The organism is Synechococcus sp. KORDI-49 (assembly GCF_000737575.1).
Taxonomy (GTDB): Bacteria; Cyanobacteriota; Cyanobacteriia; order PCC-6307; family Cyanobiaceae; genus Parasynechococcus.
In genome coordinates, this window is the sequence record NZ_CP006270.1 from 1089009 (window position 1) to 1113206 (window position 24198).

The 24198-nt window shown below is 45.3% G+C and carries 21 protein-coding genes and 1 pseudogene; 3 read left to right on the top strand and 19 right to left on the bottom strand.

Annotated elements, in window-relative coordinates; all coding sequences use genetic code 11:
• Positions 1 to 56: 56 nt before the first annotated feature.
• From wecC to KR49_RS05835, 18 genes are all read right to left on the bottom strand, one after another.
• Positions 57 to 1274: a UDP-N-acetyl-D-mannosamine dehydrogenase gene (gene wecC / locus KR49_RS05815; protein WP_043692752.1), complete on the bottom strand. Its 1218-nt coding sequence runs from the start codon at positions 1272 to 1274 to the stop codon at positions 57 to 59.
• A 241-nt stretch (positions 1275 to 1515) separates the two neighbouring features.
• Entirely contained in the window at positions 1516 to 2262 is a 747-nt protein-coding gene (locus KR49_RS13805) for a hypothetical protein (protein WP_156957113.1), read from the bottom strand.
• Entirely contained in the window at positions 2259 to 3431 is a 1173-nt protein-coding gene (locus tag KR49_RS13810) for a hypothetical protein (RefSeq protein WP_156957114.1), read from the bottom strand. The genes KR49_RS13805 and KR49_RS13810 overlap by 4 nt, the downstream gene beginning before the upstream one ends.
• Entirely contained in the window at positions 3413 to 4162 is a 750-nt protein-coding gene (locus KR49_RS13260; RefSeq protein WP_071839680.1) for a class I SAM-dependent methyltransferase, read from the bottom strand. The genes KR49_RS13810 and KR49_RS13260 overlap by 19 nt, the downstream gene beginning before the upstream one ends.
• A 2-nt stretch (positions 4163 to 4164) precedes the next feature.
• Entirely contained in the window at positions 4165 to 5112 is a 948-nt protein-coding gene (locus tag KR49_RS13815; RefSeq protein WP_156957115.1) for a hypothetical protein, read from the bottom strand.
• Positions 5112 to 5759, bottom strand: coding sequence for an SDR family NAD(P)-dependent oxidoreductase (locus KR49_RS13265; RefSeq protein ID WP_071839682.1), 648 nt, complete (start codon positions 5757 to 5759; stop codon positions 5112 to 5114). Before KR49_RS13265 ends, KR49_RS13815 begins: the two co-directional genes overlap by 1 nt.
• Before the next feature lie 5 nt (positions 5760 to 5764).
• Positions 5765 to 6487, bottom strand: coding sequence for a cytidylyltransferase domain-containing protein (locus KR49_RS13270; RefSeq protein ID WP_071839684.1), 723 nt, complete (start codon positions 6485 to 6487; stop codon positions 5765 to 5767).
• Complete coding sequence (locus tag KR49_RS13275; RefSeq protein ID WP_071839686.1) at positions 6484 to 7608, bottom strand: 3-dehydroquinate synthase family protein; 1125 nt, start codon at positions 7606 to 7608, stop codon at positions 6484 to 6486. The genes KR49_RS13270 and KR49_RS13275 overlap by 4 nt, the downstream gene beginning before the upstream one ends.
• Positions 7605 to 8243, bottom strand: a complete 639-nt coding sequence (locus KR49_RS13820) for a hypothetical protein (protein ID WP_156957116.1) — start codon at positions 8241 to 8243, stop codon at positions 7605 to 7607. Before KR49_RS13820 ends, KR49_RS13275 begins: the two co-directional genes overlap by 4 nt.
• A gap of 162 nt (positions 8244 to 8405) precedes the next feature.
• A complete protein-coding gene (locus KR49_RS13280; protein ID WP_084187977.1) occupies positions 8406 to 9323 on the bottom strand; it encodes a methyltransferase domain-containing protein in 918 nt (305 codons plus the stop codon).
• Positions 9324 to 9353: 30 nt separating this feature from the next.
• Entirely contained in the window at positions 9354 to 10187 is an 834-nt protein-coding gene (locus KR49_RS13825) for a hypothetical protein (protein WP_156957117.1), read from the bottom strand.
• Between the two features lie 14 nt (positions 10188 to 10201).
• The gene (locus tag KR49_RS13830; RefSeq protein WP_156957118.1) at positions 10202 to 10828 is read right to left on the bottom strand and encodes a hypothetical protein; all 627 of its coding nucleotides are present in this window, start codon (positions 10826 to 10828) and stop codon (positions 10202 to 10204) included.
• Between the two features lie 95 nt (positions 10829 to 10923).
• A complete protein-coding gene (locus KR49_RS13835; protein ID WP_156957119.1) occupies positions 10924 to 12012 on the bottom strand; it encodes a hypothetical protein in 1089 nt (362 codons plus the stop codon).
• Positions 11982 to 12791 carry a sulfotransferase gene (locus KR49_RS13840; RefSeq protein WP_156957120.1) on the bottom strand — a complete coding sequence of 270 codons (810 nt, stop codon included), beginning with the start codon at positions 12789 to 12791 and terminating at the stop codon, positions 11982 to 11984. Before KR49_RS13840 ends, KR49_RS13835 begins: the two co-directional genes overlap by 31 nt.
• On the bottom strand, positions 12788 to 13990 hold the full coding sequence (locus KR49_RS13845) for a hypothetical protein (protein ID WP_156957121.1): 1203 nt from the start codon (positions 13988 to 13990) through the stop codon (positions 12788 to 12790). Before KR49_RS13845 ends, KR49_RS13840 begins: the two co-directional genes overlap by 4 nt.
• A gap of 181 nt (positions 13991 to 14171) precedes the next feature.
• Positions 14172 to 15983, bottom strand: coding sequence for an ABC transporter ATP-binding protein (locus tag KR49_RS05825; protein ID WP_043692755.1), 1812 nt, complete (start codon positions 15981 to 15983; stop codon positions 14172 to 14174).
• A gap of 30 nt (positions 15984 to 16013) precedes the next feature.
• The gene (locus tag KR49_RS05830; protein WP_043692758.1) at positions 16014 to 17354 is read right to left on the bottom strand and encodes a nucleotide sugar dehydrogenase; all 1341 of its coding nucleotides are present in this window, start codon (positions 17352 to 17354) and stop codon (positions 16014 to 16016) included.
• 50 nt (positions 17355 to 17404) lie between these two features.
• The gene (locus KR49_RS05835) at positions 17405 to 18427 is read right to left on the bottom strand and encodes an NAD-dependent epimerase (protein WP_043692761.1); all 1023 of its coding nucleotides are present in this window, start codon (positions 18425 to 18427) and stop codon (positions 17405 to 17407) included.
• A gap of 545 nt (positions 18428 to 18972) precedes the next feature.
• On the opposite strand from KR49_RS05835, the pseudogene galE reads away from it, so the two are divergent.
• Positions 18973 to 20012: pseudogene (gene galE / locus KR49_RS05840) on the top strand (UDP-glucose 4-epimerase GalE).
• A gap of 6 nt (positions 20013 to 20018) precedes the next feature.
• Here the strand turns inward: galE and KR49_RS05845 are convergent.
• Positions 20019 to 21089 carry a polysaccharide biosynthesis/export family protein gene (locus KR49_RS05845; RefSeq protein ID WP_084187979.1) on the bottom strand — a complete coding sequence of 357 codons (1071 nt, stop codon included), beginning with the start codon at positions 21087 to 21089 and terminating at the stop codon, positions 20019 to 20021.
• 99 nt (positions 21090 to 21188) lie between these two features.
• Here KR49_RS05845 and KR49_RS05850 point away from each other — a divergent pair, with 99 nt between their 5' ends.
• Both KR49_RS05850 and KR49_RS05855 read left to right on the top strand, forming a co-directional pair.
• Entirely contained in the window at positions 21189 to 23723 is a 2535-nt protein-coding gene (locus tag KR49_RS05850) for a polysaccharide biosynthesis tyrosine autokinase (protein WP_043692764.1), read from the top strand.
• Positions 23723 to 24196 (top strand): dual specificity protein phosphatase family protein, encoded by a 474-nt coding sequence (locus KR49_RS05855; RefSeq protein ID WP_043692766.1) that lies wholly within the window; start codon positions 23723 to 23725, stop codon positions 24194 to 24196. Before KR49_RS05850 ends, KR49_RS05855 begins: the two co-directional genes overlap by 1 nt.
• Positions 24197 to 24198 lie beyond the last annotated feature (2 nt).

A 24198-nucleotide genomic window follows, 5' to 3' on the forward strand; every position in this document is an offset into this window, starting at 1 on the left:
GATGTCAGCAAGCGTGCGGCTCATTCGACCAAGTGAAACCAGCTTGCTGGCCAAGCTCATGTCGGTTCAGTCACACCGCAAAGGTCAAACACCATGCGCCCGGTGAGAACCAGGCTGCGGAAGGGGCTGTGGGCCACGAGGAAGACCAACAGATCGGCATCGGCGAGCACCTGCTCGAGGCTGTGGAGCTTGATGGTGGCGTGGTCTTGGAGATTGGGTTCGCAAGCGAGCACATCCAGGCCGGCCACCAGAAGCTCAGTGGTGATGTGGAGGGCTGGGGACTCACGCAAATCATCAACATCGGGCTTGAAGGCCAGGCCCAAGCAGCCGATACGGGCAGGTCGGCCGAGCTGGTCTTCCAAGGCCATAGCACGAGCCTGCACCTGCTCAATCACCCAGCGGCTCTTGCCGTCGTTCACGCGGCGGGCCGTTTGGATCAGGGGTGTGCAGTCGGGTGCTTCTGCAGCAATGAACCAGGGATCGACGGCGATGCAATGGCCACCCACACCGCAGCCAGGTTGCAACACACTCACACGGGGGTGGTGATTGGCGAGGCGGATCAGCTCGCGGACGTTAATCCCAAGGCGATCACACACAAGCGAAAGCTCGTTGGCGAAGGCGATGTTGACATCGCGGAAACTGTTTTCAGTGAGCTTGACCAGCTCAGCGGTGCGGGCAGTGGTGGTATGCAATTCGCCCTGACAGAAGCTGGAATAGAAAGCCTTGCCTACTTCTGCCGCCATAGGAGTGAGTCCACCAATCACACGATCGTTGCTCACCAATTCCTGCAGAATGCGGCCGGGCAGAACTCGCTCGGGGCAGTAGGCAATATGCAGCTGCTCGATGCTGAGACCAGAAAGCTCTGCGATGACCTGGGCGAGCCTCTCGGTCGTGCCCACAGGTGAGGTTGATTCGAGCAGTACAAGATTACCCGGCCGCAGAACCGGAGCAATCGCGCGAGACGCCGCCAGTACATAGTCGATGTTGGGCTGGGGGATGCCATCTATGCCGCTGCGAAAGGGCGTTGGCACAGCGATCAGGAAGACATCTGCCGGCACAGGTGTGGTAAAAGCAGCTAGATGACCAGAAGCGACAGCCTCGGCTACGGCTAGCTCAAGATCGGGCTCCACAATGTGGATCTGGCCCTGGCTCACGGTGGCTACAACCTGAGCATTGACATCAATACCCGCTACAACGTGACCGGATCGAGCGAGCATCGCCGCAGTGGGGAGGCCGATGTAACCGAGCCCTATAACGCAACAAGTAAAAGTCAAATCAAAAAACGAAGTTCAGGGAAGACAAAGCAAATGGGAAACAAAACTCAAAAAGCGAGACAAATTACCCCACCGACCAATACACATCAACAATTAAGAAAATAAACACTAAGTCGAGCGGAGGAAGGGCGAGAGAGAAAGAAGCTGAAAAGACCGCAAAAAGGCAAAGCTTCTTTACGCTAACATCACAGACAGTTACCGCAAATGTCGAGAAATTTGAAGAGAATGGGAAAATTCAAAATCAAACAAGGTCGATAGGAGGCAAAGAGGAAAGGGGAATTGAATTCCCAGAGAACAAATCAACATCTGCCAAACTGGCAAATTGGGGATCAGTTGTCAACAACTCTGGACGGGACGAACGCCTCCACAATCTCATTAACCATCTATCAGACCGAGAACGAATTTCAGAATATTGAAGTGATCCACCATAAAAATGCCCACCTTTTCTTAAGCCTATACCAGACACTATAATGTTCGCATTAGGGTGCTGATCCATCGCCAGACAAAGTGCAGCGAGACCAGTACTAGAGTGACACCAATGCATTGATCGCTTAAAGAGCAAATCTTTTAATGCAACCTTAAGCTTACGCAACCCACCTAAACCCACAAACGGGGCAAAAAGGCCAACTCTTCGGTAAAGCAACATATAACGCTCAAAAAATGAGTAACACACTAATTGCGGGACAGGATTCAAGCCAATAATATCAGAACAGAATTCGACAGGATTCTCTGCTTTCTCGCCCATCAGGCAGATAACATCTGGACAAGATAAACGTAAAGCTCGATGTATTTGAGCACGATCAAGGAACTCGCCACTTCCGATGACAGATTGAACCTTTTGAGGAGGATTGAGAGACAGCGAATACCTGGAATCGGAATAATAAATGGAGAGTGCAATTGCAGCATTAGCACAATAAACATAGGAAGGCTCTACACATGGGAGAAGAGCATCAGGCTTTGCACCAAGAACCAGAACGTTATAAGTCATTGATGATCCAACAGCAAATGGGAAAGGAATTGGGTAGAGAGGAAAAATGATGAAGGTAGTTGATGAATGCCAGGATGAGACAGATAGCCAAACACATCAAAAGGGGAATTATCAAGCCAATTGACATATAGGACAGGAATATTAAACAAGGCACACTCCAAGGTTGATGCTGAATTGCCAGATATAAGCAAATCTACCCCACACAGAAACTCTTCAAAGGTTCCAGAAGAATCGATACTAAAACAGATGCTATGAGCTCGAGAAGCTTCTACCAAAAGAGGAATATAACTTGACCTAGAATGGGTTGGGTGCAGGCGCACAGAAAAACAAAGAGGCAGATCAGATTTAATTTGTGCAATATTCGAGAAAAGCTGACTCAAGACAGCCAAATCGGAAGGCAAGGCTATACCAACTGTAAGTGACAGAGGAAGGCTGATGCGATTTCTCTTAAGGGAGACATTAACCGGGAAGAGTATTGAAGAACAAAACTTAGAATGAAAATCCAAACAACATTTATCTAGAATCAGAAGAGATTTATACCAAGAAATAGCAGGCAACCAAGATTGCTCAAAGCTGAGCCTAAACAGATGTACATTTGCACCTAATGAAGAACAGCGAAGAAGCAGAGCAAGGTGAATGGGCATCTGATCTTCGGGCAAAAAGAGATCATCAGCAGAAAAAGCAGATCGAGGCAATGAGTACAGAAAAGACACGTAGAGAATAAAGTCCCCAACAACAGCGGGATATCGGAGAAGAGATACAGGGGAAGTTATAGAGACATACAAAAATAAAGCACAAAAGTATAGCCTAAACAACATATTATGCCGTAAACTCAAAGAAAAGTCGCACTGAAAAGAAGCATTACAACAAGCACTATAAGTATTTTTAAACTTAAAGCAATGGTCGAAAACTAAGGCAATATTGCGATCAATACTATATCTAGAAAGAGAAATATTAAGCCTATTAGGCAAGACTACAGCCCTTGCGAAAATATATAAATGTGGCGAGAGCCTAGAAAGGAGAATTTTGTTCGATGACGAACCATACCACTTCTTGCGGCGCAAATTATAACCATAAATACGTTGTTTTTTTTCTTCTTGCGAAGCAGAATAAACAAGTAATTGCCTAAAAAGCGAAAATGAAAAAAATTTTAGAGTAAAGAAAGACATGCAATCAACCTACCACATTTATCACAAGAAGCAGGATAAAGCCGGAGGCATGAGTCATAAAGAAAAGAATTAAAAACAGGAATATCGAGTCGGAATAACTTATTGTTAAAAATTTTTTTGATAACTGAATACCCAAAAGGATAACGCTCGAAACCCATAATGGATACTATATTAAAATATGGCTCAAGCAGAGAAACCAATGATGACTCTGAGAAGTGTTGAAAATGCTTATTCTCAAGGGGCTTATTAATGGAAGGTACGGTTAATATTAACAAACCGTCCTTGGATAAAGAATTGGAAAGCTTGCTTAAGAAAGAAAGGATTTGATCAGGAGGTATATGCTCTAGAACTTCAATGCATGTAATCACATCATAAGGTGCACAAGAAATAAAATCTTGATTGCTAAAGAAGGTTCCAGGAGAAAAAAGAGATGCCCACCTTAATGCATTGGAATCATAGTCAAATCCATAGGGGTCGACATCAAAAGGAGTATCTTGACTAAGCAAAAAGTTTAAAAGAGCACCATCTCCGCAACCAACGTCAGCATATTTTAAAAATGAAGACTCTCCAAAGAATGAAGTGAAATAATTAAGGATAAGGGTGCAGGCCGCATGATAAGAAGGTGCAAAAGGATAGAATTTAGCATACCTAAACGAAGAATCGAGCGAGGGAATATAATGATAAGGGAAAGAGTACTGCAGATGTTGCTTCTGCTGAGACTTGATAGGCATAATCAGGAAAACCTAGAAAGGAAAGAATTAATATAATAAAAAAGAACACGGGGAACGTTTCGGCGCTCAAATGAAAGCTTAAAAACTGTCAAGATAGAGAGCAATCGTGAAGGGCGGGATAATTTGCAATAATAAGGATAACCAACTACATTAAGGTGCAAATGAATGGAGGAGGCGATAATAATTTGAATTTGATCCAGCGTGAGTGATGATGGAGGCGAAGAAGGCTCCATAAAAAAATTAGACTCTGCGGCAACAACTTTTGCAACTTGGGAGTTTATTAATGGAGGCATTGGATTGGTGAACCCTGCAGCAAACCCATGCATAATTGCTTTAAAGTCAGAATCGCTTTTTGAGGATTCACGCCAATAATTTATGTAATGAGGAGTTCCTGAATCAAGATATTTATAAGAATGAATCCATGCTTTACGAAATAAATCAGCGGGGGCTTGAAAATAATCATGCAAACCAATTATAGCCGGTGAAACAAGTAATTGATGATTCTTATGCTTAAGCCTGTTGATGACATAGCTTTCAGGCCGAATATCCAAGCCTTCTTCTGGTATGAATGATAATGCATCTCCTACGCACGACCTACGATACAAATGGTTGCCAGCAACGCGAACTTGGCCAAGGATTTTGTCGGCAACAAAAGCTAGAGCTACTGCAATCTTGCCATTCCAACGAGTACGACTTACAAGAAATTGACGTGCATAAGTAGAATGAAATATGATGTCGGCATCAACACAGAAAAGCCATTGATAGCTGATATTTTCAATCAGCAACTCAAATCCTTTTCTAAGAGTTAATGAAAAAGGAACCTCGGAAACAGTTTTAATTTGATCAGACGAAAAACCGATTTGGAGCAAACTATCAACACATAAATCATAAGACTGTTCGTTGGTGTAACGAACTACAACTAACACATCCGAAAGAGATGAAAATGGCATTATTTATAAATCCTTGACGTACTAAATCCACCGTCAACTACTAATGTTTGACCTGTAATAAACGTATTATGCGGACCGCATAAAGAAAAGACAGCATTGGCTACATCTAAAGTAGTGGCTAAACGGCAAAGAGGAGTTTGCTCGAGAACATTATTGCGCTGGTCTGGTGACATATTTTGTCGACTCATAGGAGTATCTACAACACCTGGAGCCACCAAGTTAACCTTGATATCAAAAGAACCAAGATCAATCGCCAACGAATTTACCAATCCAGAAAGAGATGATTTAGAAATAGTATAAGAAAGCTTTTCAGTGCGAGACAGAAACTGCCATATAGAACTTAGTATACACAACTTAGCGCCATTTTTTATCGATTTATTGGCTAAAAGGAAATTTAAAGAATCTAAGACATAAACAACATTTGCATTTATAACGGAAAGACAATCTGATCTAGAGTAATCTAATATTGAATCTTTTAAATTAACACCTTGAGCCCAGACGACAACATCAAGAGAACTTGGGGGAAGGGACAATGAATCTAGGGGAGAATCATGAGGATGAGTAAATACCCTATATTTATTCTCTTGAAAAACGGAACAAATTTGAGATCCAAGGGCTCCACTAGAGCCAAAAATTAGAACATTCACAGCCCTTAATAAGTAAAGGAAGTGGGAGTATTTTTTAAGTGATCCCAATTTGAATGAAAGGGGACATCAAAAGGGCCATTAATATCACGACCAGTAATCCAAGGCCTCACAATAGGTAGAACCTTAGGACCCATCCAGGTCCAAGGAGATGGTCCCTCATGTAGAAAGATATATTCAGATCTGACCAACCAAACACCCTGATCATAAAAATAAGCAGGTTCATAAGTATGCCTATCAGTATTAACATTTCTCGGAGAAAATTCCTCAAGAGAACCATCTACAATCTTTAAAGCCCTAAAAGGGTGATCATCAGCTGCTTCCCAGACAGTCATTAAACCAGAAAAATCGGGTTGATCAATGAGACTGTCCAAACATTGATTAATTAATTGGCCATCGATCATAACCGTGTTACCAATTAGTACTATAAAGAAATCAGGGGTGCCAAACTTATTACAATACTGCAATGCAGCATCTCTAATAGCATCACCATGATTAACGGTGTCACCTGCCAAGAAGTCAGGTCTTGGCAAATTTTGTACACCTAACTTAAGCGCAGAGGAAGCTATCTGAGGGCAATCAGTGTTGACAAAAGTATCGATATCATATTTACTCTCAGCAAGTGCGGTCAATGGATAATGAAGAAGAGGTATATTATTAATCAATATTATATTTTTTTTAAGAATAGATTTGCTGCCACCACGTGCAGTAACAATAGCGCAAATTTTCATGGCTGGAGGTTCAAAATAGTGCTAGAGTTAAAATAGTTTGTTGCAAAATTGGCTACTGCTAGAGTCTCAGTTGGCAGTAAAGCCATATCTGTTAAGCTTGAATTTAAAGACATTGAAGGAGAAAACAGAATAAGACCTACTTGAGACATACTACGATTTTTCTTGTCGCTCTGAATAGAGGATTTAAATTTAGAAAAACTTATATTAACTCCAGACAAATTTATATTTGACGGAATAGAGGCGAGCAAAGTTTGAATAATTTCCGAAAGAAGCTGGGATGTATTTTCTAATAGAATAGAAGAACTAAATTGAAGTGACATCTCCATTCCGATCAATACTGCAACACCATGAGAGATCTTGAAATCTGTAGCCATTTCAATTGCATGGCCAAAAGTATGCCCGAAATTCAAACATTTTCTTAAAGCTGAGTCAAATTCATCAATCTCTATGAATTTTTTTTTGATATTGAGAGAGGCAAGAATTAAACCTGAGATGACATCATTTGAAGGCACTTTTTTAGAAACTAGATTAGACGAAAATAATCTCAACAGATCTACAACAGAAGGGTCCAAACTATTAAATTTTTGGGCAAGATAATGGATAATTTCACCTGCACCAGTATAAAACTCATAGTAAGGAAGAGTTTGGAGAAACGAAGTATCAATAAAAACATCATTAGGTGGATAAAAGAATCCAAGTTGATTCTTTAGGCCATTTAGATTAATCGAAACTTTACTACCAATACAACTATCCGCTTGTGCAGCGAAAGTAGTTGGAACGAGTACAAAATGAATTCCTCTTCTTATCAGACCAGCGATAAAACTTGCAGTATCTTGGACAACTCCACCACCAATAGCCACGACTGTTGTCGGAGGCATAGAAAAAAGTGATTGGATTTGCCGAAAATAATCAACAAAAGAACCAAACTCTTTTGCCTCTTCAGTAGAGTAAACGTATATTACTTTACTATTTGGAGGAGCGACTTGAGAGGATTTGAAATAACTATCTATAACAAATAAAGTTGAATCAAGAGAATAACCAACAAATAAATTAGATTTTACACTTGAAAAGCGAACATTGGTTTGATGTCTGTGAGTTGTTATACTTAACAATTCATTCATACGCGCAAAGGTGAATTAACATTTCTCAAATTTTCAGCCTTAATACTTGGACAGTCGTGGCCAACTCTATGAATCAACTCATAAAGAAGAAACATACACGCAACCTCAACAGTATGAAAATAATCAAAACCCATTTGTAAGCCAGGAATATCTTCGGGTTTTTTATTTGCTCCAGCAATCATAAATGCGTTACCACCCTTATTGATAGACCACCTCAACGCATCAACAACATTTTTTGAAGACCCTGAGCAACTCAGACCTAATACTAATGTTCGGGAAAGATCCTTGTGGCCAACAGTTGCTTCTAACCAACGGACAAAAACTTGTTCGTAGCCATAATCATTCGCGGAAGAAGTAATAAAACCGAAGCTATCAAAAGAATAAAAAGATTTATTAGGTATTAACCTGCACATGTCGGTTGCCAAATGACTACCGACGTAATGCAAACCACCGTTAGCAACAACGAAAACGTCCTCCGCTTCTTGGACGGACTCAACTAAAGCGTTGTATTTGGGAGAATCACAGATGTGCTCAATTCGAGACTCTACCTTTTCAAAATCAATTAACATGGGTCGAGACATCGTTACATCAATATTATAGCCAATGGACGCGCTACGCGCGTGAGCCGAGCTCATAAGTCAGACTGGCACAGGGACTTCTATAGTTAAGATAGAGGTAAAGTACTGAAATAAGTTATTGCATGATGAGCTAGGTGAAAGCCCTTCATTTTTAATTCCAGTACTACCAAATCAAATCGACACACTACCTAATAAGCTGAGTATTCAGACTAATTGCTGTCATTTACGGGCAACAATTGTCATTGACTCGGTCAGTAAATCTTGGATTGATATGCCGGACCCTAAGGCATTTTCTGAAATATCTGATACTTCAAAAGAAGAATCTAGGTACTCGCGATGCTGATATTCAATTTCAAAGGATTCTGACAAGGCAATTTTAAGATGCTGCGTGGGAGTTACACCATTGATCCATTGATATACATGAGAGGATTTACTTAGATTTCGAACATGCTCCGCTGTATTTCGATAGTGTCCATTCCAGAGACGAGATAAGCCATGAGATTTGAAATCTATTTGTGTAAGAAGAACTCCATTAGGCTTTAAAGCCCTATAGATACTAGCGTATAATTCATCTAAATCTCCAACGTGTTCAAAGCAGGCTTGTGAATATATAATGTCATAGGAGTTAGCTTGAATCTGATCAAAAGAATAGGGAGCTTGGTAAGAGATATGCTTCTCAAAAGTATGATCGAAGGACAGTCTCTTGAGTAAAGGATTTATTGTGGGCGAAAATGAGCGTAAATTACGCACAGTATATGGCAACACCGGGCTCTTGGAATAATTGTCAATTAAATAATTCACGACTGAATTCGCATGCTCTCTGCTTTTATCAATACTTGCATAAGGGAATGCATCAAAAGCATCGTATGAAGAAAACCCCATGGCTAACCATAAATAACCAAGTGCAACAGAATCACCGGGACCAATTTCACAAACAGCCAAAGATTTAGGATCATCTATATCCATATGCAAAGAGATAAGATTAAGGTTCCGATTAATAAGCTCTAGTGCATACCTCTCTCCAGAAATACCTCCAGTACGATTTGGCCTAAAAAAGGTACGATATAAGAGTTTGATCCTTGAGAGTAAAAAGTCGGCTTTTTGACTTTTTGCAGCGAGGGAGGTAGTAAAATTCATTATGAAAGGAAGGTGGTGGGTAAAATACGACTAATAATAAAGCTTAAGAATATGACTGCACGCGTAGAACTGATGCCTAACTATGCGTGAATCACGTATAACTGATCCAGTAGAAGCATGGCGTGAATGAAAAACTCTGAGGCGGGAGATGTGATAAATAGGGACGCCAAAATTTAAGCATTTCTCAGCAAGCATAATAGTCTCACCAAAAAGGAAAGAGAAATGTTTAAAATCTATACCATGCTGCAGTGCGCATTTATTAACTATAACACAAGAGCCATGTGGAGCATAGATAGGCGTAGCAACATCCGTATTAAGTAAAGCATTTGTTTGAGATTTAAGATTCAAGGCTTTTGGGCAATTATTAGAACAAAAGCCCACCATCCAAGACTTGATCTTGGAAAGTAAATCATAGACAGCATAAAACATATTGAAGGCATAGATAATTTTCATGAATTCATGATAGGTCTTCGATGGTCTTTTAAGTATTTGGGGATTTTGGTCTGCTCCGCCTGAATAAATTGAAGGGCCAATTACTATTGGATTATCAAGAAGGGGATTAGATATTAAATTACGAACGAAATCAGAGGCATATTCTATGTCTGGATTGGCTACCACTGTAAAATCAGCAACGAGTGAAGAAGACACAACTTGATGCGCAGAATTATAGAATCCCAGATTAAACACAGGTTTAATGTGTCTTATGAAAATATTTGATTTTTTGTTATTCTTGGGGATTGACTCAGGATCAAAAGATCTGCTGTTATCGACAATATCAATATATAAGCTGGCATTGTCAGGAAAATCGTTAAAAAACAAGGATTCTATGCTTTTAATAACATAGGAATCACTATGAAAATTCACGATAATAATGCGTATCAACATTTAATTCTCCTAAAAAAACCAATGATAGAAGCAAGTGATTTTTTCGACTTGTTATTATGAGGTGTATATTCTATACAGTCGAATACATTGCTAAAATCTTTGATGCATATCTTTCTTTGATATTTTTCAATTACCATTGAAAGAGCAAGTTGATCTCGCCCCAAAAAGATTGGATCAGAAAGCAGGTGATACCAATCACTTAATAACGAGTTGACTGCACCATTATTAATGTCAAAGCCAAAAACCCCTCCTAATGTTAAACTTCTATTTGATATGAGACATGGATATTTTAAAAGTATTTTTAAAGCCCTTAATATAGAATATTTACCATTGTAGATTAAATAAAACACCTCCAACAATGCGCTTCGCCTTTTCGGGTGATCGCAAGCATAAAAGATATCCTTCATATTATCGCAGGCTGGTATGGATTTGAACGAAATGGAAGTGTCGTGATAGACAATTTTATTGTCTTCAGCGTCACAATCAAGTATTTGAGACAAATGCGTTTTAATATAACGGCTGTGCTTAACAGGATTAAAACCATCAGGGCTCGATATGATGTGAACTTGATTTTCTAATAAAGCCTCCGTAATAGAGTGTCGGGATAAAGACTCAGGCACCACTAATACCCTCTTAAAGGTCAGATTGATGCCTGACAGACTAACTAAATTTGAAAGGTATTCCCTCAGATAGGGTAAAGATGTTGCCGCAGATACTAGATGGAGCATTGGGCTAGAGCAAAAGCTTTATTGAGATGAAAATAATAAGACGATGAATTTGTGATGACTTTCGTTGTGTGCAAGTTACGGAGGGTAGCAAGAAAAAATGATTCCTGAAGTGGAGGTATAATTAAATCATGAAATAAATACTGCATATACTTAAGGTTGTAGTATTGACTAGGCCTTGATGAATCCAGCATAGTCAAAGTATGGGAACTAATGTCATATAGAAGAAGACTGGCAAAAGGATATAGTCTAAAGCTAGATGGTTCAACTGCAATTGAAATGAGAAGTTGTTGTGCTAAGCGCTCAATCCGAAAAACAGGGCCAGGCAAATCAAGAATCTCACGAGGAGACTTATGTTTATCAAGCGAATGATGAACCAAGAAATTTTGATTGCAAGGCGCATCGGTGCCATAGAAAAAATTCACATCATCAACAAAACTTAAAGCTATGCACCTGTGTAACTGTGAACCGTGAGCCAAAGTAATTAAGGAATGATGTTTAGAAGTGCGGTGATCGAGTTTATATATAGAACAATCTTCGTCCATATCTCCTGTACAGATAAGTAAATCCCGCGCGTTAGGTACAGGATGTATTGAGTGAATATGCCTACAACAAGGAACATCAATAAGTTTATAAAGCATTAGCTCGCCGCTTAGGGGTTGCACATCAAGCTGAAATGAAGAGCGAAGGCCTCGAGAGGAAGAAGATGTATACTCACCAAACAACAGAGATATTGGATTGCTAGAAGAACGAACGACTAATAATGGTGCCTTAAAATATAGCTTTTGAGAAGAAACTATTTGCAATGTTTTCAGGCATAATGACAAAATCTGAAATGGCAGAAAAACAATAAGATACTTATTGCAGATTCGAGCATGTAGCACTTCTAGCCTCAAAACTCGATTAATCACAGGGAGAGAAAAGTGGATTGAATCCTTAAGACTTCTTGTGATTAAAGTCGAAGTATTAGAGGCATAAACAAATAAACGTCGACCTCTCGAGAATATTATATGCGAATTACTTGCATCAAGAAGCTTATAATCTCTTTTTATCTGTATTTCAAGTAGGTCAAAATCCATGTTATGAAAATGTATGGAAAGAAGAGGCAGGACCAGGCAGTAGTCATAAGGCCGTGATTTTTTGGAAACAAGATAAAAATCAACGCCTTTTTTAATTTTAACATATTTTGCTCTAGCCTGTTATCAGAATTTTTTTCGCACTGTGGAGTACAGCGAAAAGTCTGATCATTAGTCCCAAAGCTCTTGATTTGCGATGAAATATTTTTTTTCCATTGCAATTCATCTACTCGTGGCCGCAGCTGCTCGGGGAAATGTTGATGATGACAAAAACACTTCGGATCAAAATCAAGATTAAGATCTAGTAATATTTGTTTTATTGTATCTTCAGGCTTTTCAATTAGATGCTCATATTTTACAGACGTCATAAGATGTGGAAAGAAAAATCTATTCATATAGTGGGCAGAATATTGAGAATATATGGCAATAAAATGGCGCATCAAATGCTGACTACGCGACCAGTCTGCGCGTATTCTGGAATTATATACATTGCAGGGATTCCTTATTGTTTGGACAATAGAGATTTTAAACCCTTTTGAAGAAGCTAACAGCGTTGGTATGCAACTTATTAATAGGGGTGACTTAATGACAAAATTATCTGGAGTGGAACCATTGATATCAATATATTTGCCAAGATATACCGGCAATCCTTTAGTTAATAATTTATCTTTAGTAAATTTCTCCTCAGGTATTCCATAAAAATCATTATGGCAGGATAAAATTACATGTAGGAGCGATGTGCCGGATCGACCTTGACCAACAACATAAATAACGTGGCTCATGAATAAAAGAAGCGATTTTGACAGTTATTATTGATGCGTAAGACTATCAAAATAAACGGTATTAAAACTGAGGGTTTAGAAAGCATGCTTACAAAGCAAGATGAAATAAGAAGCATAATAATAATGCCCACCATAAACTCGGAAAAATAAGAATATTCTAACCTGTTATTATGGTAAAAGACATGTGCCGTAAGAATTAGAAGAAATGCCACATATATCGTTCCAATTAATCCATAATTTGCGATTGAAAAGAGGTAATCATTATCAAATGAAGGAAAGACGTCCATAATTCGAGGCGCAACACCAGAAAATAGTGCTAAAAGATTTCTTTCAAATGAAGAAAGTATTGTATTCCAATTTTCAATTCTAGCGTAAACAGAAGAATCTACTTTTTGTAAGACTACTAAAGTTGAAAGCCGAGTATAGAGACCAATCATAGATGAACTGGAAAATCTAAAGAATGATACGATGGCAGTTGTAAGGCTAAGAAAAGCTAACAAGCTTTTGTAATTTAAAATATTTTTTTTCTTGATTGTAGACCTTAGATTTAAATATTTAAGTGAAATGAGAATGAATACAACAGCGAAAGAGGCGAAAACTGCTAATATAATGGATTTAGAGATAGTCAAAAGAAGGAGAGCTGTGCTCACAAAAATCATAAAAGCATCAAATTTTTTATTAGAATTAAATTTCGAAGAGTTCAGAATTCTAAATCCATAATAAAAAGTAAATAATGATGCTGCACCAGCTAGTGCAGAGTGATCCGGATAAAGTCCGGCGACTCTAACGATAATTCTATTAAAGTTTTCAGAATGATTCGAATTATTGTAAATTGAACTTAGTGCATCTGAGAAGCCTAATTTTATTCTTAAAAGTTGTAGAGACGCTACGGTAAAGTTTAACAATATCCATCCGCTTAGGATTCTATCACTGTATCTAGCGAAAGTTGCACTCTGCGTTGACAAACAAGGATAGAGCAGCAACAGTGGCAAAATTCTTATGATGTTATCATTGAAATCTTGGTAGCTAATGAGTTGAAAAACTATCACTAACAATAGCAATATAGACATTACAAGTAAGTTATCGTAAGCGATACGACGAAGATATTTTCTGCTATTAATTAAGTGGTAAGCTTCAAAAACAAGAATTACGAAGTAGGGAACAACATAGGAAGTAGTAGGGATAAATAATGTGAACATCTGCCTTTTTACCAACCAAAGAACTTAGGTGAGATGAGAAACAAATGAAAAAAGAAGCAATTAACTACTTAGAACAAGGGAAAGTTGAAAAGGGCATCCGCCAATAACTGTTAAAGCTTAAAATTACAATATTTGGAAATCAGAGATTCTTGGATTAAAAAGATCAACCAACCAAGTAAAGTCATTGGAGATAATTATAGTCAGTTAGCTTTATTTGATTGTCAGAGGATTGTAGCAAAACCTTACCGTCTTTTAGCTCAAGAATGCGATCACATTTTTCAAGAGTAGTTAATCTATGAGCGATCATAATGATAGTGGTATCCTTGCTCAAGGAATCCAGAGAAGCCATAACAGACTCTTCAGTTGCAGTGTCTAACGCACTAGTTGCCTCATCAAGAACTAGGAGTTGAGCTTGATCGTAGAGAGCTCTAGCTATACCTAGACGTTGACACTGACCTCCACTGAGTCGTACACCTCGCTCACCAACAAAAGTGTTATAACTATTAGGAGTAGATTCTATATAATCAGCAATCATTGCACTCTTGGCAGCCTGTTGAACTTTGGAAATATCAATACGTTGAGTCTCGATGCCAAAAGCAATATTCTCTGAGAATGAACTATCAGCTAAATAAATATTTTGTGGTACGTGTTCAATTGCAGAACGCCATTCAGCAAGACGCTCTGGATGATCAGGATCGTGCAAATCCATTCCATCTATTAAAATTTTTCCGCGAGTAGGTGCAATCAAACCCATCAAGAGATCCAAAATTGTACTTTTGCCAGCGCCAGTCATGCCGACCAAGCCAATGCGCTCACCTCGCATTATTTCAAAATTAACACCATCAAGTATGCTAACTTGATCTGAAGAATAACTAAAATGAACATCCTCGAAACAAATATTGTATTTTAAAGGAAGTGATTTAACTGGTGCCAGAATCTGAGGTAATTCCTGATTGAGCATAGAAAGAACTGCTGAGATGCTGGCGTTTGCACCTTTTAAAACTGCCCAACCGCTGTAGACCTGTTGCAAGGCAGGTAACAACCTCTGCGCACCAAGAGCTAATGCCCCCAGAAGCGGGATCACTACACCACCAGATCCCTGCTGAAAAACAAGCAAAGCTGCAAGAAAAGCAATCGCTACCATTGCTAGCGATTCAACGGCATATCTTGGAAAAGCTGCAAGAAACTGATTCTTAGCTAAGAGTTGTCGCTGAGGCAGGTCTGCTTGTCTATACACCATTACATAAGTACTTTGTGTTCCTTTCAGCAAAACATCGCGAATTGCGCCAAGACCTTCTTGCAACGCCTTAATCTGAAGCTTTGCAAACACAGCTATTCTCTGACTGTTTCTTTGCAGATCTCGTTTTGCAGTAATAGCAAGCAATGAATAAATTGCACTAAACAAGGCAATAGTACCGAGAGCCACTTTCCAATCAATTAGGAGAAGACCGATAAAAAGGCTTAACGCAACTACTGCTGATGTGAGCATCTGGAGGAAAGATGTAAGAGCCCGAACAGTTCTACTGATCTCAGTAGTAATACTCGTAATTACAGCTGCGCTATTACGTTGTAAATGTACTATATAATTTTGATATAGAGTTCGCCGATAAGCCTCGCAACTCAAATCAGATCCTACTCGAGCTGCAAATTGACCATTGAGCCAAAGATTGAAGAGCCTAATGAGCGCGGACATTAAAGCTGCCAAAGCAAAGCTCAAGGTTGCGGGTAATAGCAACTGACTGGAGTCAGTTAAGCCAAATTTGCCAGCGAAGAGCTGAACTATCGGATACTTCCAGGCTCGATCAGTGTCACTAATGACTGCCAGAAAGGGAAGCACTGAGCCCAAAGAGAGAAGCTCAGATGCACCACTAAAAAGCATCACCATCAAGAGAAAGACAAACTGAAATCGTCGGCGTTTACTTAGATGCAGCCAGATACCGCTTAGCAAGTACCATGTTGAGGAATCAGATGTTGGTTTTAATTGTGCAGACATAAAAAATTAATTCAATGGAAATCAATACATTCAAATACGCAGAGGTTGCAATGAACGGGGGATTACTCCCTTAAGGTCAAGCAAAATACCCTCATCTCCAATAAAAGACTGCCATCTCTCAACTGGAAACTCTATAAACTGCTTGTGTGCCACAGCTGCAATAACAGCACTGTATCGTTCATCCGATGGAATTGAATCAGAAACAAAAAGCCCGTATTCATGCTGTGCCTCCTCCGCATTCACCCATGGATCAACAAGAATTGGCTCCATACCATAACAATTGAGAGCCCTGACAACGTCAACTACACGAGTATTACGCAGATCCGGACAATTTTGCTTAAAGCTAAATCCCAAAACCAATATCTTAGCACCGGCAATTACCTTAGCCCTACGAGCCATTTCTAAAACGAGCTGTTCTACAATCCAACGACCCATACCATCATTGATTCGGCGACCAGCTAAAACCACTTGGGGGTGGTAACCCAACTGTTCCGCTTTATAAGTGAGGTAATAAGGATCTACACCGATACAATGACCACCCACTAAGCCAGGGGTAAATGGTAAAAAATTCCACTTAGTTCCTGCAGCTTTCAGTACATCAAGAGTATCTATTCCCATTTGACGAAACATAATTGCTAACTCATTGACCAAGGCAATATTCAAGTCGCGCTGAGTGTTTTCAATCACCTTCGCAGCCTCCGCCACCTTCAAAGTCGAAGTCAAGTGGGTACCTGCCTCGATGATCGAACCATATAAGCCATCAACCCAGACCGCAGCCTCTTTTGTGCTGCCGCTGGTCACTTTAGTGATCATGGTGAGTCGATGCTCTTTATCACCCGGATTAATTCGCTCAGGGCTATAGCCGCAAGAAAAACCCTGATTAAAAACAAGGCCTGATTCACGCTCCAAGATTGGCACACACACCTCTTCAGTCGCCCCTGGATATACCGTGCTTTCGTAAATAACCACTGGCATGCTGGCTGAGAAGCGTTGCATCAGTGCTCGACCAACAGTTGCACTAGCTTTCTCTAGTGGTGTGAGATCTGGTCGTTTAGCACTATCGATCGGCGTAGGCACCGTCACAATAAAAACATCTGCTTCTGCCAACTGAGCAGGATCGTTGGTGAACTGAAGATACTGCGACGCTTTCAGCTCCGCAGCACAAATTTCGTTTGTGCTGTCAACCCCCTGGCGAAGCTGCTCTAGCCGCCGAATATTGATATCAAAGCCAATAACCCGACGGTTCAGTGAATAACCAGTACGACGGCAAGCCTGAGGCTTTGCAAATTCCACTGCAAGCGGCAAGCCGACATAACCCAAGCCAATGACCGCGACCGTGCAATTATTGAGAGAAGGAAGGTTTGTCGTCATCAAAAGGGCCCGATCAGAAGCTGAGAAATGGATTATTCATGGTGGAACATCTAGGCCCCGTAAAATTCGCGGTACCAGCTCACAAAATGCGAGACGCCTACTTTCACAGGAGTGTTTGGCTTGAAGCCCGTCCAAGCTTCGAGAGCTGAGGTATCGGCTGCTGTAGCGGGCACATCACCAGGCTGCATGGGCAAAAACTCTTTAATTGCGTTAACACCCAACGCATTCTCGACTGCCTCGATGTAATCCATCAGCGGAGTTGGGGTGGAGTTACCGATATTGAACACGCGATGCGGTGCCCAACTGGTGGACGGATCTGGATGGAAGGGATCAAAGCCAGTCTCAGCTCTCGCAGGCTTATCAAGCAAGCGCACCAGGCTTTCTACAATGTCATCTACATAGGTGAAATCACGAACCATCTCACCGTTGTTGAACACTTGAATCGGCTCACCAGCCAGCATCGCCTTGGTGAACAAAAACAACGCCATATCTGGCCGGCCCCACGGACCATAAACCGTAAAAAAGCGAAGACCAGTAGCCGGGAGACCATAGAGATGGCTATAGGTGTGAGCCATTAATTCGTTAGCCTTCTTGCTGGCTGCATACAGACTCACTGGATGATCAACGCTGTGGTGCTCCGAGAAGGGCATCCGCGTGTTGCCGCCATACACAGAGCTGCTGCTGGCATACACAAGATGCTCCACGCCATGGTGGCGGCAGCCCTCCAGGATGTGGCCAAAGCCCACCAGGTTGCTCTGTATATAGGCCGCAGGATTCTCGATTGAGTAACGAACCCCGGCTTGGGCCGCAAGGTTCACTACCTTCTGAGGCATGTGCTGCTGGAAGGCATATTCCACAGCCTCCCGATCTTCCAGGTCAGCCTCGATCAGCTGGAAAGCAGTACCGGCTGCTGAGGCTGCAGCCTCCAACTGGGCGATGCGCGCGCGCTTAAGGAATGGGTCGTAGTAGGGGTTGACGTTGTCAAAGCCCACCACAGGTGTTCCCTGCTTCAGAATCCGACGGCTTAGGTGATAGCCGATGAAGCCGGCGGCGCCGGTTACCAAAACAGTCATTCAGAGCTGGAAGATAGAGAAACGTAGGATGAAAAACGGTCAAAACCTGTACAACTTATAAAGGAGCTTCTTACGAAGGATCTGCATAGTGATCGTTTGGGCTTCACCAACCCAATCAATCCGGATGGTGTTGTTTGCGAAGCGGACCGGAGGCACTAACTGCTGCCCCTGCGATTGATGCCATGCACCACATTGCTTTCCGAAAGGAGGAACTCCCCTAATTCGCCAGCATCATGCCAGGTGTTTGAAGCTAATTCTACTGGGATTACCGATGGAGTGTCGTTATGCACTTAGAACGTTGCTTAGCACAAAAAGTTCTTCCAGCTGTCAGAGCGAACGGGAGCAGGGCTCAACCGTCTCGGCTATGACAAGTTTATGGTTGATTGTGCCATGGAAGTCGTTCTGCTCGCCAAGGCGTCTAATGCTACAGCCAGTAAGGTCCAGAGTTCTCTCACTCAGGGAAGGAGAGTCAATCCTATGGAAGGAGTTGTCGCAACACGCTGATCAACCCGTTGGATGATGGGTGCTCACTGTCTGCGAATCCGGTGGCACAACTGTTGATAACCGGTGGGGCAGGCTTTATCGGTAACAACACAGCGCTGTTACTGCTGGGGGCAGGCGGGCCACGAGCTACTAGTGTTCGATGATTTCAGCAACAGCAGCCCGATCGCTTGACCGTGTGCGCGAGCTCGCTGGGCCTGCTGCCGCGCCTCGGTTGCGGCAGATGCAAGGCGACATCCGCAACCCCATGGATCTTGAGCAAGCCTTCACCAATGCGCCGTCCGGGGTTGATGCGGTGATCCATTTCGCTGGCCTCAAGGCTGTTGGAGAGTCTGTGGCGAAGCCGCTGCAATACTGGGATGTGAATGTGAATGGCAGTCGCTGCCTGCTGGAGGCCATGCAGACCCATGGCTGCCTCACCCTTGTGTTTAGCAGCAGCGCCACGCTCTACGGCTATCCAGAAGCCGTTCCGATCCCAGAGACAGCTCCGATCAATCCGATCAATCCCTACGGCCACAACAAAGCCGCTGTGGAGCAGATGCTGGCCGACCTGCATGTCAGTGCCCAGGACTCATGGCGGATCGCTTGCCTCAGCTATTTCAACCCGGTTGGCGCCCATCCGTCCGGCCGCATTGGAGAACACCCACTGGGCATCCCCAACAACCTCTTTCCATTCGTGAGTCAGGTGGCCGTTGTCCGCAGAGCACAGCTCCAGGTACTCGGCGGAGACTGGCCCACCCCCGACGAAACGGGCGTGAGTGATTACATCCACGTGATGGATCTCGCCGAAGGCCACCGTGCAGCCCTGAACTGCCTGCTGGCGGAAGCACCGCAGCTGCTCACCCTCAACCTGGGCAGCGGCCAGGGACAGTCCGTCCTGGAGGTGGTGCAGGCCATGGAAGCTGCCAGCGGTCTTTCGATCCCTTACGCGATCACTAAGCGCAGGTCTGGCGATGCCGCCATCAGCGTCGCCGATCCAAGCAAAGCCGCTCAGCGCTTGGGCTGGCGCACCCAGCGCAGCCCCGAAGTCATCTGCCGAGACGGCTGGGCCTGGCAGCAGCAAAACCGCGAGGGATACATGTGAGCAGATTCAGTTGGTGTTGATCAAGCGGAACAAGGTCCAGATCTGCACCAGCCCGCCCAGGGGCTGACTCACCGCGTTGATCGCATCACTAGCTCGAGCCAATGGGCTGCGATTCACCTTCACCGAATCCCCATCCCGCAGCGGCGGATTCTTCTCATTCGATGCCCCTTCCCCCAAGTTGATCTTGAATTTTTTGAGCGTGGCACTGCCATTGCGGTTGATCCGCACCAGCTCCACATTGCCTTTGCTCGCACGCCAGTTCTTCGGGCCACCAGCAGCTAGCACCGCCTGAACCAAAGGCGTGTTGGCCTGCAATTCCACCCGACCTGGTTTGAGCACCTCGCCGATGACATTCACCGTGATCACCTGGGGCGAAAGATTCACCGCGGCCAACTCAACCGCCTCTTTTGGGGTCTCCTCCGCCTGGGTGATCCGGATCGTGTCGCCATCAAACAGAAATGGGTTCTGGCTCTGGTTGCCCTCTAGCACCAGATCCAGCAAATCCAGCTCCGCCTGCTTATAGCTGAGCGGCTTGTCCATGCCAGGCAGGCGCCGCTGCAGCACCACACCGCGCAGGTTGGCCTGCTGCGTGATGCCCCCCGCCTTCTGGATCGCATCCACCACCGTTGGTAAGCCGCTCAACCGAATTGCAGGACCACCCTCGGTTTGACCTGTTTCGCTGGAGGTGAGCGAATAAATCCCCGGGCGCTCCACCTGCCCCACCAAGGCCACCCGAATCGGGCGGGGCTTCACCACCCGCAGTTGCAGATCCGGCCGCAGCAGTTCCTTGCTCATCAGCTGCTGCACCCACACAGTGGCCTGCTGCAAGGTCAGCCCGCTGAGCCGCACACTTCCCACCAGTGGCAACGGCACACTTCCGTCGTTCAGCACCTCCAGAGGGCCGGACAACTCAGCCGCATCAAACAATTTCAAATCAAGTACATCACCGGGTCCAATGATGTAAACGTCCTCCTGTAGGGGCTCTTCGGGTGAGAGAACCGTCTCGGCCGACAGCGCTGGAACCGCTGCCGCCCATCCAAATGCCAGTGACAACGCAAGAGAACGCAACAGGGGCATCGGAGCGACGCACGGACCGAAACAAGGTCGCAAGTGTCCCACGCGTCTCTGGTCAGTCTGGCGCTGGCATTTAAGTTGCTGTTCTGTCACGGGGGGTGAATGTCGAATCTGGTGGCCGCGCCGGGGCAATCACCGGATTTTGATGCCCGCAACGTTCAGACGGTGCGAGTGCACGAGGTCGGCACCAACGAACCCATTGGTACCGAAGACGAAATTGATCTACGCGAACTGTGGCGAGCCCTACAACGCCGCAAAAAGCTCGTCGGGGTGACCGCCGGCAGCATCATCGTGCTGGCAGCCCTGTTCACGACCTATCAACGCCTGTTCCGGCCCGTCTATGAGGGCTCTTTCTCCCTGCTGATCACAGACCCGATCAGCAATGAAGGTGGCGGTCGATCAGGCATGGCCAACGTGGAAGGCACGATGTTCGAACAGCTGGCCCGTAATACCACCAGCAACGACATCCCCACCCTGATCGAAGTGCTGCAAAGCCCAGTGCTGCTTCAACCGGTTGCCGACAAGTTTGAGCTCACTACTGATGCACTGAGGTCGCGCGTCGACATCAGCACGGGTGGCGCCAAACGCAAGGAAGCTGAAGGCGTTCTGAACGTGCGTCTCACCGGCCGCAACCCGATTGAAGACGAGAGGCTGCTCAATGCATTGAGCAACACCTACTTACAGGCAGCCCTGCAGCAGCGCCAGCAACGCCTCGCTGATGGCCTCGCATTCCTCAACAAACAAGCCCCTTCGCTGCAGACCAGGCTCGATCAACTGCAGGGCGAACTGGCGGACTTCCGCACCCGTTATTCGCTGCTGGAGCCCACAGCAGAAGGTGGAGCGCTGAAGAAACGCGAAACCGCCATGGCTGCCCAGGTGCTTGGACTGGAGGCTGATCGCAACCGGCTTCTGAAAGTGCGCGGGGAGATCGCCAGCGGCACCCTCACTGCCCGTGGCTTTCAGGAAGCCATCGGCCAGAACAATGGTGGCGGGCAGGCCAACAGCGGCCTGACCGTGAGCGATGTGGACCAAAGCCTGCTGCAACAACTGCTCAAGGTGGAAACGGAGCTGGCGGAAGCCCGCTCCCGCTACAACCCCGGCTCCTCGATGGTGCTGGGTCTGGAGGAACGGCTCAACCAACTCAGGCCGCTGCTCCGACAAAACCAATTGGAGGCTGCCGATGCGGCCCTAAGCCTCAATGCCGGCCGCTTAGCCACCGCCCGCATGCAACAGGCCACCCTCAACCAGCAGTTCCTGCAGCAGCCGGGCCTGATCAAGCAATACGAAGCCCTTCAGCAACGCCTGGAGATCGCCAAGCAGAACCTCGCTGGTTTGGTGTCGGCCCGCGAGAAATTTCAACTGGAGATCGCCCAGCGCAGCGTGCCCTGGCGCGTGATTGCCGAGCCCACGATCAACCCCAAACCGATCAAACCATCGGTTCCCCGCAACCTGGCCCTCGGCACCGTTCTTGGCTTGGTCGCCGGCGCAGCTGCCGGGCTGCTGCGCGACCGCATGGACCATGTGTTCCACCACGCCGGTGAAGTCAAAGACGACCTCGGCCTGCCCCTGCTTGGTCACATCCCGCACGTGGAGTTTTTCAAAGGCGTCCGGGAAGACAAACGCTTCCTGCTTCAAGAACTGGACAGGTCCGTAACCGGCGAAGACGACCCCGAAGCCGCCAAACAGCGTCGCTACCAGCGATTTTTATATCAGGAAGCCTTCCGCAACTTGTTCACATCCATCCGCTTCCTCAACAGCGACCAGCCGTTGCGCTCCATCGCCCTGACCAGTTCATTGCCGGCAGAAGGCAAGTCCCTCGTGAATGTACTGCTGGCCAAGACCCTCTCGGAAATGGGCCAGCGAATCCTTCTGATTGACGCTGACCTGCGCAAGCCGCAGATGCACGTGCGCCTCGGCCTCAACAACCTCAGTGGCCTCAGCAACGTGCTCACAGAAGACGACCAGACCTGGCGTGATGCCGTTCAGACCGTTCCCGGTTACCAGAACTGGAGCGTATTGACCGCCGGCAGGAGGCCACCGGACCCCACCCGCCTGCTCAGCTCCAACCGCATGCGCTCGCTGGTGAACGAACTTGAGGCATCAGGCCAGTTCGATCTGGTGCTGTTTGACACGCCACCTGTGCTCGGCCTGGCTGATGCCGCCCTGGTGGCTGAGCACTGCGACGGTCTCATGCTGCTTGTCAGCCTGGATCGCGTGGATCGCTCCCTTCCGAAGGAATCCGTCTCACGCATCCGCAGCAGCGGCGCGCCGCTGCTGGGCATCGTCACCAACGCCCTCAAGCCTGAAAAGCAAAGCGCTGCCTATGGCTACGGCAAATACGGCTATGGCAAGTACGGCTACGGCAAATACGGCTATGGCGGTTACGGGGGTTATGGCTACGGCGGCTATGGCTACGCCGCTTACGACACCTCCGCCGCCTACGCCTATTACGCCAATGATGAGGACGACACCCAGTCCAGTGACAACGGCGATTCACCCGCAGCCGTGACAACCCGCAAACGCCGCAGCCTGCAGCCATCCAGCAATGGCAATGGAAAAGTCAACGACAAAGCGCCAAACCTGCGCGATCGTTGGCGGGCCCAGCGTCAGCGGCTGATGAAGTGGCTGGACAACTGATGCAACGCTCCCGTTATTTCCGCATCAACTGGGTGCTGGTCGATCAACTCGCCATTGGCCCAGCCCCTCGAGCCGAACGCCACCTTGATCGCCTGCGTGAAGCCGGCATCCAATGTGTGCTCAGCCTCTGCGCCCCCGACGAAGCCTCACCACCTGCAGGCTTGGACGACGGGTTCCGCACCAGTCGTTACGTTTTGCCGGATCACCGTGCCGGCCGTCTTCCCACTCTGGCTGAACTGGAAACAGCACTGGGTCATCTGGCCGAGCTGCAGCAGCACGGTCCGGTCTTCGTTCACTGCGTAGCAGCGATGGAGCGATCGCCCCTGGTCTGCCTGGCCTGGTTGGTGCGCCAGCACCGCATGAGCCCAGAACGAGCCCTCGATTACCTAATGCAGCAGCATCCCGGCACGAACCCCTTGCCGGGCCAGTTGGCCTTGCTGCATGAGCTGCGGGTTCAACCAACTGCAGCCTGATT

Bases quoted from the DNA above. Each gene is read 5' to 3' on its own strand.
- KR49_RS13805 (WP_156957113.1), bottom strand. From the start codon at position 2,262: ATGACTTATAACGTTCTGGTTCTTGGTGCAAAGCCTGATGCTCTTCTC.
- KR49_RS13810 (WP_156957114.1), bottom strand. From the start codon at position 3,431: ATGTCTTTCTTTACTCTAAAATTTTTTTCATTTTCGCTTTTTAGGCAA.
- KR49_RS13260 (WP_071839680.1), bottom strand. From the start codon at position 4,162: ATGCCTATCAAGTCTCAGCAGAAGCAACATCTGCAGTACTCTTTCCCT.
- KR49_RS13815 (WP_156957115.1), bottom strand. From the start codon at position 5,112: ATGCCATTTTCATCTCTTTCGGATGTGTTAGTTGTAGTTCGTTACACC.
- KR49_RS13270 (WP_071839684.1), bottom strand. From the start codon at position 6,487: ATGAAAATTTGCGCTATTGTTACTGCACGTGGTGGCAGCAAATCTATT.
- KR49_RS13275 (WP_071839686.1), bottom strand. From the start codon at position 7,608: ATGAATGAATTGTTAAGTATAACAACTCACAGACATCAAACCAATGTT.
- KR49_RS13820 (WP_156957116.1), bottom strand. From the start codon at position 8,243: ATGAGCTCGGCTCACGCGCGTAGCGCGTCCATTGGCTATAATATTGAT.
- KR49_RS13280 (WP_084187977.1), bottom strand. From the start codon at position 9,323: ATGAATTTTACTACCTCCCTCGCTGCAAAAAGTCAAAAAGCCGACTTT.
- KR49_RS13835 (WP_156957119.1), bottom strand. From the start codon at position 12,012: ATGGATTTTGACCTACTTGAAATACAGATAAAAAGAGATTATAAGCTT.
- KR49_RS13840 (WP_156957120.1), bottom strand. From the start codon at position 12,791: ATGAGCCACGTTATTTATGTTGTTGGTCAAGGTCGATCCGGCACATCG.
- KR49_RS13845 (WP_156957121.1), bottom strand. From the start codon at position 13,990: ATGTTCACATTATTTATCCCTACTACTTCCTATGTTGTTCCCTACTTC.
- KR49_RS05825 (WP_043692755.1), bottom strand. From the start codon at position 15,983: ATGTCTGCACAATTAAAACCAACATCTGATTCCTCAACATGGTACTTG.
- KR49_RS05830 (WP_043692758.1), bottom strand. From the start codon at position 17,354: ATGACGACAAACCTTCCTTCTCTCAATAATTGCACGGTCGCGGTCATT.
- KR49_RS05835 (WP_043692761.1), bottom strand. From the start codon at position 18,427: ATGACTGTTTTGGTAACCGGCGCCGCCGGCTTCATCGGCTATCACCTA.
- KR49_RS05845 (WP_084187979.1), bottom strand. From the start codon at position 21,089: ATGCCCCTGTTGCGTTCTCTTGCGTTGTCACTGGCATTTGGATGGGCG.
- KR49_RS05850 (WP_043692764.1), top strand. From the start codon at position 21,189: ATGTCGAATCTGGTGGCCGCGCCGGGGCAATCACCGGATTTTGATGCC.
- KR49_RS05855 (WP_043692766.1), top strand. From the start codon at position 23,723: ATGCAACGCTCCCGTTATTTCCGCATCAACTGGGTGCTGGTCGATCAA.